20 protein-coding genes are annotated in these 14,131 nt (G+C 53.6%); 14 read left to right on the top strand and 6 right to left on the bottom strand.

The window, feature by feature from the left end; all coding sequences use genetic code 11:
• Nucleotides 1–5 precede the first annotated feature (5 nt).
• From fliJ to ACJY2L_RS02760, 11 genes are all read left to right on the top strand, one after another.
• On the top strand, nucleotides 6–449 hold the full coding sequence (fliJ, locus tag ACJY2L_RS02710; protein WP_067431702.1) for a flagellar export protein FliJ: 444 nt from the start codon (nucleotides 6–8) through the stop codon (nucleotides 447–449).
• Nucleotides 446–1,747 carry a flagellar hook-length control protein FliK gene (locus tag ACJY2L_RS02715; RefSeq protein ID WP_439212285.1) on the top strand — a complete coding sequence of 434 codons (1,302 nt, stop codon included), beginning with the start codon at nucleotides 446–448 and terminating at the stop codon, nucleotides 1,745–1,747. The genes fliJ and ACJY2L_RS02715 overlap by 4 nt, the downstream gene beginning before the upstream one ends.
• Before the next feature lie 130 nt (nucleotides 1,748–1,877).
• Nucleotides 1,878–2,366, top strand: a complete 489-nt coding sequence (fliL, locus tag ACJY2L_RS02720) for a flagellar basal body-associated protein FliL (RefSeq protein ID WP_439212286.1) — start codon at nucleotides 1,878–1,880, stop codon at nucleotides 2,364–2,366.
• A 4-nt stretch (nucleotides 2,367–2,370) separates the two neighbouring features.
• Entirely contained in the window at nucleotides 2,371–3,378 is a 1,008-nt protein-coding gene (fliM, locus tag ACJY2L_RS02725; RefSeq protein ID WP_439212287.1) for a flagellar motor switch protein FliM, read from the top strand.
• Complete coding sequence (gene fliN, locus ACJY2L_RS02730; protein ID WP_439212288.1) at nucleotides 3,371–3,775, top strand: flagellar motor switch protein FliN; 405 nt, start codon at nucleotides 3,371–3,373, stop codon at nucleotides 3,773–3,775. The genes fliM and fliN overlap by 8 nt, the downstream gene beginning before the upstream one ends.
• 2 nt (nucleotides 3,776–3,777) lie before the next feature.
• Nucleotides 3,778–4,170 carry a flagellar biosynthetic protein FliO gene (fliO, locus tag ACJY2L_RS02735; protein ID WP_439212289.1) on the top strand — a complete coding sequence of 131 codons (393 nt, stop codon included), beginning with the start codon at nucleotides 3,778–3,780 and terminating at the stop codon, nucleotides 4,168–4,170.
• The gene (gene fliP, locus ACJY2L_RS02740) at nucleotides 4,170–4,904 is read left to right on the top strand and encodes a flagellar type III secretion system pore protein FliP (protein ID WP_439212663.1); all 735 of its coding nucleotides are present in this window, start codon (nucleotides 4,170–4,172) and stop codon (nucleotides 4,902–4,904) included. The genes fliO and fliP overlap by 1 nt, the downstream gene beginning before the upstream one ends.
• Before the next feature lie 49 nt (nucleotides 4,905–4,953).
• Nucleotides 4,954–5,223 (top strand): flagellar biosynthesis protein FliQ, encoded by a 270-nt coding sequence (fliQ, locus tag ACJY2L_RS02745; protein WP_067431724.1) that lies wholly within the window; start codon nucleotides 4,954–4,956, stop codon nucleotides 5,221–5,223.
• The gene (gene fliR / locus ACJY2L_RS02750) at nucleotides 5,223–6,014 is read left to right on the top strand and encodes a flagellar biosynthetic protein FliR (protein ID WP_439212290.1); all 792 of its coding nucleotides are present in this window, start codon (nucleotides 5,223–5,225) and stop codon (nucleotides 6,012–6,014) included. The genes fliQ and fliR overlap by 1 nt, the downstream gene beginning before the upstream one ends.
• Nucleotides 6,015–6,647: 633 nt before the next feature.
• Nucleotides 6,648–7,283 (top strand): transcriptional regulator RcsA, encoded by a 636-nt coding sequence (gene rcsA, locus ACJY2L_RS02755; RefSeq protein WP_439212291.1) that lies wholly within the window; start codon nucleotides 6,648–6,650, stop codon nucleotides 7,281–7,283.
• A gap of 159 nt (nucleotides 7,284–7,442) precedes the next feature.
• Nucleotides 7,443–9,143 (top strand): methyl-accepting chemotaxis protein, encoded by a 1,701-nt coding sequence (locus tag ACJY2L_RS02760; RefSeq protein ID WP_439212292.1) that lies wholly within the window; start codon nucleotides 7,443–7,445, stop codon nucleotides 9,141–9,143.
• A 35-nt stretch (nucleotides 9,144–9,178) separates the two neighbouring features.
• On the opposite strand, the gene dsrB is transcribed toward ACJY2L_RS02760, so the two are convergent.
• On the bottom strand, nucleotides 9,179–9,376 hold the full coding sequence (dsrB, locus tag ACJY2L_RS02765; protein ID WP_439212293.1) for a protein DsrB: 198 nt from the start codon (nucleotides 9,374–9,376) through the stop codon (nucleotides 9,179–9,181).
• A gap of 47 nt (nucleotides 9,377–9,423) precedes the next feature.
• Nucleotides 9,424–9,582, bottom strand: coding sequence for a YqaE/Pmp3 family membrane protein (locus tag ACJY2L_RS02770; protein ID WP_071852512.1), 159 nt, complete (start codon nucleotides 9,580–9,582; stop codon nucleotides 9,424–9,426).
• 306 nt (nucleotides 9,583–9,888) lie between these two features.
• Here ACJY2L_RS02770 and ACJY2L_RS02775 point away from each other — a divergent pair, with 306 nt between their 5' ends.
• The 3 genes from ACJY2L_RS02775 to ACJY2L_RS02785 all read left to right on the top strand — a co-directional run bounded on the left by ACJY2L_RS02775 (nucleotide 9,889) and on the right by ACJY2L_RS02785 (nucleotide 12,453).
• Nucleotides 9,889–10,095, top strand: coding sequence for a DUF2525 domain-containing protein (locus tag ACJY2L_RS02775; RefSeq protein ID WP_439212294.1), 207 nt, complete (start codon nucleotides 9,889–9,891; stop codon nucleotides 10,093–10,095).
• 318 nt (nucleotides 10,096–10,413) lie between these two features.
• On the top strand, nucleotides 10,414–11,202 hold the full coding sequence (locus tag ACJY2L_RS02780; RefSeq protein WP_439212295.1) for a mannosyl-3-phosphoglycerate phosphatase-related protein: 789 nt from the start codon (nucleotides 10,414–10,416) through the stop codon (nucleotides 11,200–11,202).
• Nucleotides 11,203–11,232: 30 nt separating this feature from the next.
• Nucleotides 11,233–12,453, top strand: coding sequence for a glycosyl transferase (locus tag ACJY2L_RS02785; protein WP_209501835.1), 1,221 nt, complete (start codon nucleotides 11,233–11,235; stop codon nucleotides 12,451–12,453).
• A gap of 45 nt (nucleotides 12,454–12,498) precedes the next feature.
• On the opposite strand, the gene ACJY2L_RS02790 is transcribed toward ACJY2L_RS02785, so the two are convergent.
• The 4 genes from ACJY2L_RS02790 to ACJY2L_RS02805 all read right to left on the bottom strand — a co-directional run bounded on the left by ACJY2L_RS02790 (nucleotide 12,499) and on the right by ACJY2L_RS02805 (nucleotide 14,109).
• Entirely contained in the window at nucleotides 12,499–12,765 is a 267-nt protein-coding gene (locus ACJY2L_RS02790) for a hypothetical protein (RefSeq protein ID WP_439212296.1), read from the bottom strand.
• Nucleotides 12,766–12,856: 91 nt separating this feature from the next.
• Nucleotides 12,857–13,534, bottom strand: a complete 678-nt coding sequence (locus ACJY2L_RS02795) for a LexA family protein (protein ID WP_439212297.1) — start codon at nucleotides 13,532–13,534, stop codon at nucleotides 12,857–12,859.
• A gap of 100 nt (nucleotides 13,535–13,634) precedes the next feature.
• A complete protein-coding gene (locus ACJY2L_RS02800; protein ID WP_067431752.1) occupies nucleotides 13,635–13,817 on the bottom strand; it encodes a YodC family protein in 183 nt (60 codons plus the stop codon).
• A 160-nt stretch (nucleotides 13,818–13,977) separates the two neighbouring features.
• Nucleotides 13,978–14,109 (bottom strand): hypothetical protein, encoded by a 132-nt coding sequence (locus ACJY2L_RS02805; protein WP_262385609.1) that lies wholly within the window; start codon nucleotides 14,107–14,109, stop codon nucleotides 13,978–13,980.
• Between the last annotated feature and the right edge of the window lie 22 nt (nucleotides 14,110–14,131).

The raw sequence follows: 14,131 nt of genomic DNA on the forward strand, positions 1-14,131 counted from the left end.
AAATCATGGCATCAGGTAGTGCAATTGACACCCTGCGCGATCTGGCACAGCAGGAGCTGGAAAAAGCGGCGATTCATCTCGGCGATATGCGCCGTGGCCAGAAGCAGGCGGACGAACAGCTCACCATGCTGATGGATTATCAGGATGAGTATCGCAACAAACTGAATACCGATATGTCCGGCGGCATCGCCAACAACCGCTGGAGCAACTACCACCAGTTTATTCAGACGCTGGAAAAAGCGATCGATCAGCATCGCAGCCAGCTCCTGCAGTGGAATCAGAAGCTGGAAAAAGCGCTGAGCCACTGGCGCGAAAAACAGCAGCGGCTGCATGCCTACGAAACGCTGATCTCGCGCGCGGAAGTACAACACCTACAACAAGAAAACCGTCTCGATCAGAAACGGATGGATGAATTTGCCCAACGGGCCGCACTGAGGAAAGGCGAATGATTACGTTGCCCCTGCTTGCCACCGGTGTCAAAGCTGGCGCTCATGCCGGCAAAGCCGATGCCAGCGGATTGACCGATGCCCTGACCGGCGACGGTACCGGCGCACTGCCGGAAGGATTTGTCACGCTGCTGGGCAATCGCCTGCTGGCGCTGGCGCAGAGCGGTGCCGAAAACGGCAAAGCGGCGATTAAAGCTGCGCCCGCCGATGAGAAAGCGACGCCGGTTGGCGAGCTGAGCGCCCTGCTCTCCTCGCTGGAGCAGCCGGGCAGCTTAAGCACATTGTTGCAGCCGGAAAATGCTAAAGGCGCGGTGAAATCCGCCGATGATAAAGAGAAGCAGCCGCTGGAAGCGCTGTCCGACAGCGACAAGCAGACCTTGCAGGCGCTGTTCGCCATGCTGCCGCAGGCGGCGCCGATCGTGCCCGCGGCGCAGCAGGTCACGCAGGCCACCAGCAGCGATCTGTCTCTGCTTTCTGGCGGCGGTAAAAGCGGCGGCAATAATGCACTGCTGAGCGCGCTGCTGGGCAAGGCTTCTGCCAGCGGTAAAACCGATGACGATGGCGTCACCACGCCAGGCAGCCTGCTGACCAGCGCGGGCGCCAGCACGTCCGGCACCACGACGGCGTCGAGCGCTGCCGCTGGCGCTGGCGCGATGGGCTTGCAGGCAGGTAGCAGTAACAGCAACGCGCAGCAGCTGGACGCCAGCTTCCAGCAGATGCTGGGCGGCGCGTTAAAAGAGAGCATCAAAGATCAGAATGACAACAGCGCTGCGGTGACGCTGACCAGCGCCAGCAGTATGGCGATGGCACCCACCGCGTCGGCCACCACCAGCACACCGATGACGCCGCAGCTCAATTCACAGCTCGGCAGCCCGGAATGGCAGCAGGCGCTGAGCCAACAGGTGTTGATGTTCAGCCGCAACGGTCAGCAACACGCTGAGCTGCGCCTGCATCCGGAAGATCTGGGTTCAATTCAGATCAGCCTGAAAATCGACAACGATCAGGCGCAAATGAGCATGGTGTCGGGTCACAGCCAGGTGCGTGCCGCGCTGGAAGCGGCCATGCCGCAGCTGAGAACCGCCCTGGCGGACAGCGGAATCAACCTGGGCCAGAGCGACGTCAGTGGTGAAACACTGCCACAGAATCAAGGCTTTACTGGCCAGCAGGAGAACCGCCGTGATGCACAAAGCGGGATGTTCAGCCTCGGCCAGGATGATGAACACGAGATAACGCCTATTGCCGTCCCGGCAGCCCTCCAGGCGCGCGCGAACGGCAGCGGCTCTGTCGATATATTTGCCTGACAGCGACAAACGCTGAAGGTAAGCGCAAAACCCGCGTCTTTTCTTGCCATTGGTTTGGCTTAAGACGCGGGATAATCTCTTCTACCGGGCCACTCCGCCCGTCGATAAATTCACAGGAAGTACAGCAAAAATGGCTGACAACGCAAAAGCTAAAAGTGGCAAACGTAAAATCTTAATCCCGGTGTTGCTGGTATTGACGCTGGCCGCTTGTAGTGTGGCAGGCTATGCAGTCTGGCGAATGATGAATAAAACCGACGGACATGGCACCGCGGCCGCCGCGAAAGTGGAACCGCCTCCGGCACCGGTATTTTTTGCACTTGATACATTTACGGTTAACCTGGTCAATCCCGATAACGATCCCGATCGCGTGCTGTATGTAGGGTTTACTCTGCGTCTGCCCGATGAAGCGACCCGTGTTCGGATGAATGATTATTTGCCTGAAGTTCGTAGCCGTCTGCTGCTGCTGCTCTCTCGTCAGAACGCACAAGGTCTGGCGGTTGAACAAGGCAAGCAAGAGCTGGTCAAACAGATTATTCAGGTACTGGCGCCTCCGCTGGTGAAAGGTCAACCTCCGCAGGTAGTAAGCGATGTGCTGTTTACTGCCTTCATTTTGAGGTGAATCAATGGGCGATAGCATTCTTTCCCAGGCTGAAATCGATGCGCTGCTGAACGGCGATAGTGACAGCGCGGAAGATGAGAGTAAAAGTACGGTTGGTGAGAGCAACATTCGCCCTTACGACCCGAATACCCAGCGTCGCGTGGTGCGCGAGCGTTTACAGGCGCTGGAAATCATTAATGAACGTTTTGCCCGTCAGTTTCGTATGGGCCTGTTTAACCTGCTGCGCCGCAGTCCGGATATCAGCGTAGGGGCGATCAAGATTCAGCCGTACCATGAGTTTGCCCGCAACCTGCCGGTGCCGACCAACCTGAACCTGATCCACCTGAAACCGCTGCGCGGCACCGCTCTGTTTGTGTTTTCACCCAGCCTGGTGTTCATTGCGGTGGATAACCTGTTTGGCGGTGACGGTCGTTTTCCGACCAAAGTGGAAGGCCGTGAGTTTACTCATACTGAGCAGCGTGTGATCCGCCGCATGCTTAAGCTGGCGCTGGAAGGCTACAGTGATGCATGGAAAGCGATTTATCCGCTCGACGTAGAGTATGTGCGTTCCGAGATGCAGGTGAAGTTCACCAACATCACCACCTCACCGAACGACATTGTCGTCACCACGCCGTTCCAGGTGGAGATTGGCAACCTGGTGGGTGAGTTCAACATCTGTATTCCGTTTTCGATGATTGAACCGCTGCGTGAACTGCTGGTTAACCCGCCGCTGGAGAACTCGCGACAGGAAGACCGTAACTGGCGTGACACGCTGGTGAAGCAGGTTCAGCATTCAGAGCTGGAGTTGATTGCCAACTTCGCCGACGTCTCGCTGCGCCTGTCACGGATTTTGCAGCTGAAGCCTGGCGATGTATTACCGATAGACAAACCAGACAGAATTATTGCGCACGTCGACGGTGTGCCGGTGCTGACCAGCCAGTATGGCACCATCAATGGCCAGTACGCCTTGCGTGTCGAGCATTTGATTAACCCAATTTTGAATTCGCTTAATGAGGAACAGCCCGATGAGTGACAGTAATAAGCCGTCCGATGATGTCTCTGCGGACGATCTGTGGGCTGAGGCAATGAACGAGCAGACCAGCACGCCTGCCGCGTCTACTGACAATGTGTTTAAGTCGCTGGAAGCAGGCGATCTCGGCAGCTCGCTGCAGGATATCGACCTGATCATGGACATTCCCGTTAAGCTCACCGTTGAGCTGGGTCGTACCAAGATGACCATCAAAGAGCTGCTGCGCCTGACGCAGGGTTCGGTGGTATCACTGGATGGCCTGGCCGGCGAGCCGCTGGATATCCTGATTAATGGCTACCTCATCGCCCAGGGCGAAGTGGTGGTGGTGGCGGATAAATACGGTGTGCGTATCACCGATATCATCACGCCTTCTGAACGCATGCGTCGCCTGAGCCGTTAAGTATGAAAAGCCAAACCCAGCAGGTAGAGAGTATCAGCGCGCCGGCGATGTCGCCCGGCTCGGTATTAACCCAGGTCAGCGGCGTGCTGGCGCTGATTGTGATGTTGATTCTCGTCTGTGCGTGGCTGGCTCGTCGTACCGGCTTTGCGCCAAAGCGCGGCAACCTGCGCGGGCTGAACGTCAGCGCCAGCGTGACCGTCGGCCAGCGCGAACGCGTGGTGATTGTTGATGTTGAGGACGCGCGGCTGGTGCTGGGCGTCACTGCTCAGCAGATCACCCATCTGCATACCCTGCCACCGCGTGAACCTCAGGCTGAAGCGTCTGATACTCCCGCCCCGGCAGATTTTCGCCAGATTCTTCAGACGTTAATTAAACGTCCCGGTAAACCGCAATGATTCGACGCCTGTTGATACTGCTGCCACTACTGATGCTGGCGGTTCCGGCTGCTCATGCCCAGCTGCCGGGTCTGGTCAGTCAGCCCCTGGCTAACGGCGGCCAGAGCTGGTCGCTGCCGGTGCAGACGCTGGTATTTATTACTTCGCTGACGTTCCTGCCCGCTATTCTGCTGATGATGACCAGCTTTACCCGCATCATCATCGTTTTCGGCCTGCTGCGTAACGCACTGGGCACGCCATCCGCACCGCCAAACCAGGTGATGATGGGGCTCGCGCTGTTTTTAACCTTCTTTATTATGGCGCCGGTGTTCGACAAAATTTACCAGGATGCCTATCTGCCGTTCAGCCAGGACAAGATCAGCATGGAAGTGGCCATCGACAAAGGCATCCAGCCGCTGCGCGCCTTTATGCTGCGTCAAACCCGTGAAGCGGATCTCGCCCTGTTTGCTCGCCTGGCTAATACGGCTCCGCTCGCCGGGCCGGAAGAGGTGCCGATGCGCATCCTGCTGCCGTCTTATGTCACCAGCGAACTGAAAACGGCGTTCCAGATTGGCTTTACCGTGTTTATCCCATTTTTGATTATTGACCTGGTGGTCGCCAGCGTATTGATGGCTCTCGGGATGATGATGGTGCCACCGGCTAGTATTTCACTGCCCTTCAAACTGATGCTGTTTGTTCTTGTGGATGGCTGGCAGCTACTGATTGGTTCACTGGCGCAAAGCTTCTACTCCTGATCACCCTCTGCAACGGCGGCGTAACGCGGCCATAACCGGGACTCTTACCATGTCACCAGAATCAATTATGGCTATGGGCCATGAGGCGATGAAAGTCGCGCTCATTATGGCCGCCCCGCTGCTGCTGGCGGCGCTGGTCAGCGGATTGTTTATCAGCCTGCTGCAGGCGGCGACCCAGATTAACGAACAGACACTGTCATTCATTCCGAAAATTCTCGCCGTTGCGGCGACCGCAGTTATCGCTGGTCCGTGGATGTTGAACCTGATCCTCGACTATATGCGTACATTATTTACTAATATCCCGAATATGATCGGCTAATGATTAATTTCGAGAGCGGCCAGCTAATGCTTTTGGTCAGTCAGTTTTTCTGGCCGCTGGCCCGTGTACTGGCATTAATTACTACCGCTCCCATCCTGAGTGAGCGCAGTATCAGTAAAAAGGTGAAAATCGGCCTCGCGGTGATGATCACCTGGCTGCTGGTACCTTCGCTGCCGCCGGTGAACGTCACTATCTTCTCGGCCAACGGCTTTGGCCTGCTGCTGCAACAGATGCTGATCGGCGTGGCTATTGGCTTTACCATGCAGTTCGCCTTTGCCGCAGTGCGCCTGGCAGGGGAAATTATCGGCCTGCAAATGGGCATTTCCTTTGCAACTTTTTTCGATCCTGGGAGCCGGCTCAACATGCCGGTACTTGCTCGTTTCCTTGATATGCTCGCCATGCTACTGTTTCTGTCATTCAACGGGCATTTATGGTTGATCTCGCTGTTGGCAGACAGTTTTCACACCTTACCGATCGGCGGGACCCTGGTAAACTCCAATGCTTTCATGGCACTGGCGAAAGCAGCAGGGCTAATTTTCCTTAATGGCATGATGTTAGCGTTACCCTTAATAATTATCCTCCTCACCTTAAATATGGCCCTGGGTTTGTTAAACCGTGTTACACCTCAACTGTCGGTGTTTGCTATCGGTTTTCCAGTGACCTTATCCATCGGCATTATGACCATGGGTCTGTTAATGCCCTTAGTTGCGCCGTTCTGCGAACATCTCTTTAGTGAAGTATTTGATTTACTTTCTGAGATCCTTTCTGAATTACCCCGAATTAATAGTTAAGTGTTTACACATTATTACTAATCGATAGTTAAGCGTTCAAAATCAATCAGCCTGTTTTTCGCACCATTTTTTTTAGAATTTCACTAAGGAAATTCTGATAAAGCGGCTTTTTATCTGAAAAATATTCTTATTAAGGCTGGCTTCAAGTATTTTACCGCGGTGATTTTAGGATTACGTCCAGTACTGATTTTGCAGCAAAAAAAATCAACTGGTTGTTTTTAAAGGAAAAAGACTCAAGTGTAATTTTTCTTGTGTAAAATCATTTTTTACGGCATTGTCAACACGCTTAAAACCGTCACACATTCGGGATTTAAATGTTTTTAAGAATTGTCCTATCAGAAAGTTCCGGCTTCTGCGCGATAGTGACAACGCTCGCAAAACGTTTAACCAATATGTGCAGTGTCACACCTTACCGGCAAGCTATTTTGCTGGCGTGTGACCGGCGGCATACGAGCATTTTGACATCGCAATAACCCAACTATGCAGCAATATTATGGAAGAAGAGATGACTTTTGAAGGGGCACACCAGGCCTTTCTGAAGAGGCACATTATTGATGTCGATCGAAATCTCTCTCAAATACTACCTATTCATCGTTGATTTAAACGGATAACAAATTGGTGAGGGTCGCTAACATGCCAACGATTATTATGGATTCATGCAACTACACACGACTGGGTTTAATGGACTATATGTCCGTGAAAGGAGTCAAAAAGAAAAATATTTATTCCGTTGCAGATATTGAACAACTACACACAAAATGCCAACAACTTCAGCCAGGCGTTGTATTTATCAACGAAGATTGCTTCATTCATGAAACAGACGCCAGCGAACGCATCAGAAATATAATTAATCAGCATCCTGAAACACTTTTTCTAATTTTTATGGCGATTTCAAACATCCATTTTGAGGAATATCTCTACGTTCGTAAGAACCTGATTATTACATCAAAATCGGTCAAGACGTCGACACTGGATTCATTACTGAGCACCTATCTGCAAAAGAAAATTAATGCATCGCCACGGATTTCTGCCGGGCTCGACATTCATCCACTGACCCTGAGTCAGACTGAATCAAATATGCTGAAAATGTGGATGTCCGGGCACGATACCATTCAGATTTCGGATAAGATGCAAATAAAGGCTAAGACGGTTTCCTCTCATAAGGGAAATATTAAGCGTAAAATCAAAACCCATAATAAGCAGGTTATTTATCATGTGGTTCGCTTAACTGACAACGTCACCTCCGGGATTTACGTCAACATCCGTTGATTACTGCCCGCAGCCTGAACAAAAAGCCGACGCTCGTCGGCTTTTTTTATGCCTGAAGTGCGATGAAGATCGCACTTTTTACGCTCATCCTTTCTCCGGCCTTGCCGATCTTATTAGCAGACTAACGGCAGCCCCTTCCCCTGAATGAGAGCAAAGGATATGAATAACACATCGTCTACTGCCGCACCCGGCAGCGTGGGTTTCTGGCAAAACGTGCGGCTGATGCCGCTGTTCGCCACGATTTTCACCGGCATTTTATTATTGTTTGCGCTATCAATTGGCCTGGCGAGCTGGTTTCTGAATAAAAGTAACGATTATCTGGCGCAGTCTAACCAGGAAATTCAGATTCGCATGGGCATTTCCAACAGCTCAAACCACCTGCGTACCGCGCGTCTGAATGTTATTCATGCCGGTGCCGCGGCGCGTATCGGGGAAATGGATGAGTTTCGCGCCAACTTAGCAAAAACAGAAAAACGCATTCAGCAGGCACAGGAAGGTTTTAATATCTATTACAACCGCCCGAATAAAAAACCGGAAGGCATTGCGCTTGATAAGCCGTTAAAAGAACATTTTGACGCCTACGTTAATCAGGGCTTATTGCCGATGGTGAAATCAGCCAAAGATGGCAGTTTTGAAGGGGTTATTGCTCAGGAAACTGACGTAACCCGCAAGCTGGATGACGCTTATAACGACGTGCTGTTACAGGCCATTAAGCTGCGTACTCAGCGTGCCGACGCGATTAAAACCAACGCCGCGCAGCAGAGCGCGCTGGGTTACAGCTTTATGGCCGGTGCCTTTATTCTGGCGCTGGTATTGGTGCTGATGACCTTTGTGGCCCTGCGCCGCATTGTTATTTCGCCGTTACGCCTGTCAGTGGATCGCATTGAACGTATTGCGCAAGGCGACTTAACCCAGCCGGAACAGCAGTGGGGACGCAACGAAATTGGTTCGCTGGGCCACAATCTGCAATTAATGCAGCAGTCGCTGGTGAAAACCGTGGGCACCGTACGCGAAGGCGCAATGGCCATCTTCCAGGGTTCCGGTGAAATCTCAGCGGGCAACACCGATCTCTCTTCCCGTACCGAGCAACAGGCCGCCGCGCTGGAGCAGACCGCTGCCAGCATGGAGCAGCTGACCGCCACGGTGAAACAGAATGCTGAAAACGCCCATCACGCCAGCCAGCTGGCCGCCGATGCTTCCGGCAAGGCGCGTAACGGTGGTGATATCGTCAGCGGCGTGGTTAATACCATGAACAATATCTCCAGCAGCTCGAAGAAAATTGCTGAAATTACTACCGTGATCAACAGCATCGCTTTTCAGACCAATATTCTGGCGCTGAACGCCGCCGTGGAAGCAGCGCGAGCCGGTGAGCAGGGACGTGGATTTGCCGTGGTCGCCAGCGAAGTACGTAATCTGGCGCAGCGCAGCGCCCAGGCAGCGAAAGAGATTGAAGGACTGATTGCGGAATCGGTAGATTTGATCGGCAAAGGCTCTAACCAGGCGAGCCATGCCGGTAACACCATGACCGATATAGTCGATGCCGTGCGTCGCGTTACCGATATTATGGCCGAGATTGCCGCCGCCTCCGACGAACAGAGCCGCGGCATTCAGCAGGTCAGCCAGGCGGTGACCGAGATGGACAACGTCACGCAGCAAAACGCCGCGCTGGTGGAAGAAGCCTCAGCCGCCGCCTCTTCGCTGGAAGATCAGGCAGGCAAACTGACCCAGGCGGTTGCCACCTTCCGCGTCACCGCGCAGGAAGCGCCGCAGTCGCTCGCTGGCAGCGCCCCACTGAAGAAGCCGCAGCTGTCGCCGCGTCCGGCGCTGGCCGCTGATGGCGGCAACTGGGAAACCTTCTGATAAAAAAAAGGGGCCTGCAATGCAGGCCCCTGTTGTCAGGCGGGCTGATCGAGCGGCTCAACAAAGATGCCGTCAGCGTGCCCCACCTCGTTGAAGAACCAAATCCCCAACGGATAATCCTCAAGCGCCACCAGATACATGGTGCCTTCGTTAAAATCTTCTACCGCTAACACAATGCCTTTGCGGCGCGGGCCGCCATCGGTTTTAACAGAAACGCGATCGTTTACCTTCATGAACAGTCTCTCTCTGTGGCATAAGGCTCATCCGGCGCGCCGTGCGGTTAGCGACGGGCAATAATCCAGATGGCATGAATAATGCCCGGAATATACCCTAACAGCGTGAGCAAAATATTGAGCCAGAACGCCCCGGCGAAACCCACCTGCATAAAAACACCCAGCGGCGGCAGAATAATCGCAATAATAATGCGTAACAAATCCATAAACAGGTCCTCATCATGGTTATTAGTCTTGACTACAGGCAATAAACATAGCATTTCCAGCAGGATATGCTGAGGTCTGAAGGTAAAACAAGGTAAGTATCAGCGGAATGCGGTCAGAGAATAAAAAAAGCCCGCGCTGCGCGGGCAAAATCCTTGTTACTTTTTAGGTTACTGCGCCTTTTGGGGGTGGCGCTGTGAAAAAATTCTACCCTGCCCGCCTGTCAGAAATCTTTCTGTGAAGCGTAAAGCAAACGAAAAGAAGATGAGCAACTATAGTGTGGGTGTTATCAGGTGGAGGAATCGATCATGACAACAGAGCAGGAACGGGATGAAACGGCGCAGTGCGAAGTTGATGTTGACGCGCTGCTGCAGGCTATTCAGCGGCATACATCGGGCGATATGCAGGAATTTATGCAGGCCACCAGCGCGCCGCGTGAGCGCAGCTGTCGCCAACTCGCCGATGCGTTTGAACTCGATATTCACGACTGCCGCTGCACTGAGAGCGATCGCTGAATAAAAAAAACCCGGCACCAGGCCGGGTAAACTATTTTGCAAATTCGTTACGCAGGAGAAATTCTCTTACTGCGCTATTTTACGCCAGCCATTTCACTAACAAAAGTCGGATAATTCGCGTTTTATGCGGTTGACTCCTCTGACGACGTTTTACCGCCCTGTTCGCCCGCCCGCTGCCTTTTTTTCAGAAATTTCCTGGCCGTTTACGGCACATAAATCGCCAACTATCCGCCCTGCCGCCTGTCAATTTAGCGTTAACCATTATACTTAACCGACCTGTCAGCCCTTATGCCAGCAGAGTGGTGAGGAGGATTTCATATGTTGTCATTACAGGATTCACTGTTGGTCATCACCGATCTCGACGGTTCGCTGCTCGATCATCACACCTATAGCTGGCAGGCGGCCGAAGCCTGGCTGGCACGGCTGGAGGAACATGAGGTGCCGTTGGTGATTTGCTCAAGCAAAACCGCCGCGGAGATTGTGCCTCTCCAGAAACAGCTGGGCATTGAGGGCACGCCGTTTATTGCCGAAAACGGCGCACGTATTCATGTAACCGACTCGACGGGCAACCCGATCGTCAATGGCGATGCCCGTGACTACAGCGATATTGTTGAGTCGCTGCGTCGTCTGGAACACCAGTTTCGCTTCACCGGCTTTGCCGATTTCAGCGACAAAGAGGTCTCTGACATCACTGGCCTGACGCTGCGCGATGCACAACTGGCGCGTATTCGTGAAGCCTCTGAGGCGCTGGTGTGGCGCGACAGCGAAGAGCAGTTTGATCGTTTCCGCGAGGCGCTGGCTGCCGATGGACTGTCGCTAACCCAGGGCGGCCGCTTCTGGCACGTGATGGCCACCGGTAGCGGCAAAGGCGCGGCGGTAAACTGGCTGCTCGATCAGCTGCCGCAGCGGCCGGTCACGCTGGGCCTCGGCGATGGTCCCAACGACGCGCCGATGCTCGACGTGGTCGATTATGCGGTGGTGATCAAAGGCTACAGTAAGAACCCGGTTGTGCTACAGCGCACCGATGAACAACGCGTTTACCACACCGCTCATCATGGCCCACAGGGCTGGAGTGAAGGTCTGGACTACTTTATTACTCAGCCGTAAGGCTGCGTTATTCTCTGTCGGAGCGTAAGAATGAGTGATTTTTTCCAGAATGGCGTTATCACTAACTTCCATAATTTAACCGGTCGCCCCGTTGAGGATTTAGAACAAGATCTGGTGAGTTTTTCCAGTAAACGCACCATGGGATTAATGTTGCCGTCGTTGTTCTCCGAGCTGGAAGGCCCGGCGCTGAATCATATCGTTGATGAACTGGCGAAAGTGCCCTACCTGGAAGAGATCGTGATCGGCCTCGACCGTGCCGATCGCGATCAGTTTCTGTTTGCCCGCGACTTTTTTTCCCGCCTGCCGCAGCGCCACCGTATTTTATGGAATGATGGTCCGCGCCTGAAGGCGATTGACGCCGAGCTGGATAAAGAAGGCCTGTCGCCCACGCAACCGGGCAAAGGCCGCAACGTCTGGTTCTGCACCGGCTATACGCTGGCGTCCGATCGTTCCGACTGCGTAGCACTGCACGATTGCGACATCGTTACCTATGAGCGCGGCATGCTGGCGCGCCTGCTCTATCCACTGGCCAATCCGTCATTTCAGTATGAGTTCTGCAAAGGCTTTTACGCACGCGTGTCCGATAACAAGCTGAATGGCCGCGTTGGTCGTCTGCTGGTCGGTCCGCTGCTGCGTTCACTGCAACAGGTCTACGGCCATTCGGAATATCTCGATTACCTCACCAGCTTCCGTTATCCACTGTCAGGAGAATTTGCCATGCGCAGCCACGTGCTGAACGGCATTAAGATTCCGGGCGACTGGGGGCTGGAGATTGGCGTGCTGTCGGAGATTTACCGTAATTACACCACCCGCCAGAGCTGTCAGGTCGAGATCGCCCACAATTACGACCACAAGCATCAGCCGCTGTCGGAAGAGGATGGCACCGGCGGCCTGCGCCGTATGAGCGGCGATATCGTGCAGTCGCTGCTGCGCAAAATGGCGACTATGGGCGTGCATCTCTCCAGCGATTCCTTCCGCGTACTGAAAGCAACCTACTACCGTAACGCGCTGGATATGATGGAAATCTATAATCATGAAGCGACGATGAACGGCCTGAAGTTCGATCAGCACAGCGAAGAAGCCGCGGTGGAGATGTTTACCCAGGCGATTCTCGAAGCGGGCCAGGCGTTTATGGAGCGGCCCAATGACAAGCCGTTTATTCCCAGCTGGAGTCGCGTGCAGTCGGCGTTCCCGGATATTTTGCAGCGGATTTATCAGGCGGTAGAAGAGGATAACGAAGGCAACGTATAAACGGCGCCGCCGCGTAAGGCATGGCATTCCTTTGCCGGTGCGGGCCTACTTGCCCGCATTATCCTTACGTGGCGGCAGCGTACGTGCTTTTGGGTTGGGGTGAAAAAGCGTGGGTCGGACGGAACATGAATAGCGTTGCAATAGCGCTGTGCGTTTACGCTGTTCGGCACGGTTGTCTCGCCAGATCATCAAGGCGCGAAGCGCGGCGCAAAATGCACCAATCAGACAGCTCCACTCCTGCACGGTCAGATGAACCAGACAGCCTTTTGCCACGCCAAACAGCACCACCAGCGCATTTGTTATTAACTCCATTATTATCCTCCTGCTCAGTGACAACAGGTTAATAATGTACTTTAAGTTCACATATAACAAGAACTATTAGTTCATTATGTGACGAGTGCGACTAACCTAAATTCTCCCATTTCGCTTCCACCACCACGCCGATGATGCGGCAATCGTCATGAATCTCCTGTATTTTATAGTCGGGATTTAACGGCTTGAGGTATTTGCGACCGCCATCTTCGACATAACGTTTGAAGGTCGCTTCGTTGGCATCGGTGAGTTTGGCGATCACCAGCTTGCCCGAGGTGGCGGCAACTTCAGGATCGACCAGAATCATCATGCCTTCGGGAATGCTCAGACCCACCTGTGCGGTCATTGAATCCCCTTTGACCTCCAGCCAGAAGCTGTTCTCGCTGACGTGGCGCGTGGTGGAGGGCCAGCGATCAACTTCCGTGTGTGGCCAGGGCTCAAACGCTTCGCTCCACAAGCCCGCGCTGACCCAGCTGATAAGCGGATAGCTGTTATAACCTTGCGGCTGCGCAGTGGCTTGCACGTTGTTGTCCCAGACGTAGCCGAGTTGCAGCCATTCGCGAGGCACGTCCAAAAACTGCGCCAGCTGTTCCATTTTAGCGCCACGCGGCACCGATTCGGCGTTCAGCCATTTTCCTACCGCGCGCGGCGTCACCGACAGCGCGCGCGCAATGGCGACGCCGCGGCCATGACTTTCCAGCCCTTTCTTGTCGCAGGCTTGTTGTAAACGTTGGGCAAAAGCATCTGGTGAGGCGAGATCTGCTGTCATAAAAATTACCCGCTGGTTCAAAATGAACTAAAAGTCTATCTTATCGCGGATAAAATGAAAAGCCCGCTCAGAGGCGGGCGGGTTGGTACTGCAGGCACGCTTAACTGGCCAGCGATGTCGGCATGGCCGCAGCCAGAACCAGCTCATCCTTGCGAAACGCTTCGCGTTGCAGCGCATAGCCGTCATGCCAGCAGCACTCCACCATGCCGCTGGCGTAGCCGGTCACGATCATGAGCGGGCCATTTTCCTCTTTTCGTACTTCATCGCCAATTGCCAGATACATGCTGTTGCCTCCAGAAAAAATCAGGTTTTTTTAGGTATAGCAGCTTATGGCGATTTGCCCAGCAACGGGCGAGGTGCAAAGCAGATGGCGGGAGATTTTGAGAATAAGCCGAAAAAAAAAGCGGATAATGATTATCCGCTTTTCAGATCGCTGCGTGCCGTCAGATTTTGCAGCCTTCGCAATCTGCGTCGTCGCTGAGATCGGCAGGCACTTCGCTGGCTTTTTTCTCGGCGTTGGCTTGCGCCTCTTCCAGCTGTGCATCGATATCAAATTCAAAAATGTCGTCGTTCATGTTTGCTCCTTTGCTTCAGGTA

It is taken from the genome of Duffyella sp. Ts4 (assembly GCF_051851875.1).
GTDB lineage: Bacteria > Pseudomonadota > Gammaproteobacteria > Enterobacterales > Enterobacteriaceae > Duffyella > Duffyella gerundensis.

Coding starts and splice junctions, on each gene's coding strand:
- fliJ (WP_067431702.1), top strand. CDS start 6: ATGGCATCAGGTAGTGCAATTGACACCCTGCGCGATCTGGCACAGCAG.
- ACJY2L_RS02715 (WP_439212285.1), top strand. CDS start 446: ATGATTACGTTGCCCCTGCTTGCCACCGGTGTCAAAGCTGGCGCTCAT.
- fliL (WP_439212286.1), top strand. CDS start 1,878: ATGGCTGACAACGCAAAAGCTAAAAGTGGCAAACGTAAAATCTTAATC.
- fliM (WP_439212287.1), top strand. CDS start 2,371: ATGGGCGATAGCATTCTTTCCCAGGCTGAAATCGATGCGCTGCTGAAC.
- fliN (WP_439212288.1), top strand. CDS start 3,371: ATGAGTGACAGTAATAAGCCGTCCGATGATGTCTCTGCGGACGATCTG.
- fliO (WP_439212289.1), top strand. CDS start 3,778: ATGAAAAGCCAAACCCAGCAGGTAGAGAGTATCAGCGCGCCGGCGATG.
- fliQ (WP_067431724.1), top strand. CDS start 4,954: ATGTCACCAGAATCAATTATGGCTATGGGCCATGAGGCGATGAAAGTC.
- fliR (WP_439212290.1), top strand. CDS start 5,223: ATGATTAATTTCGAGAGCGGCCAGCTAATGCTTTTGGTCAGTCAGTTT.
- rcsA (WP_439212291.1), top strand. CDS start 6,648: ATGCCAACGATTATTATGGATTCATGCAACTACACACGACTGGGTTTA.
- ACJY2L_RS02760 (WP_439212292.1), top strand. CDS start 7,443: ATGAATAACACATCGTCTACTGCCGCACCCGGCAGCGTGGGTTTCTGG.
- dsrB (WP_439212293.1), bottom strand. CDS start 9,376: ATGAAGGTAAACGATCGCGTTTCTGTTAAAACCGATGGCGGCCCGCGC.
- ACJY2L_RS02770 (WP_071852512.1), bottom strand. CDS start 9,582: ATGGATTTGTTACGCATTATTATTGCGATTATTCTGCCGCCGCTGGGT.
- ACJY2L_RS02775 (WP_439212294.1), top strand. CDS start 9,889: ATGACAACAGAGCAGGAACGGGATGAAACGGCGCAGTGCGAAGTTGAT.
- ACJY2L_RS02780 (WP_439212295.1), top strand. CDS start 10,414: ATGTTGTCATTACAGGATTCACTGTTGGTCATCACCGATCTCGACGGT.
- ACJY2L_RS02785 (WP_209501835.1), top strand. CDS start 11,233: ATGAGTGATTTTTTCCAGAATGGCGTTATCACTAACTTCCATAATTTA.
- ACJY2L_RS02790 (WP_439212296.1), bottom strand. CDS start 12,765: ATGGAGTTAATAACAAATGCGCTGGTGGTGCTGTTTGGCGTGGCAAAA.
- ACJY2L_RS02795 (WP_439212297.1), bottom strand. CDS start 13,534: ATGACAGCAGATCTCGCCTCACCAGATGCTTTTGCCCAACGTTTACAA.
- ACJY2L_RS02800 (WP_067431752.1), bottom strand. CDS start 13,817: ATGTATCTGGCAATTGGCGATGAAGTACGAAAAGAGGAAAATGGCCCG.
- ACJY2L_RS02805 (WP_262385609.1), bottom strand. CDS start 14,109: ATGAACGACGACATTTTTGAATTTGATATCGATGCACAGCTGGAAGAG.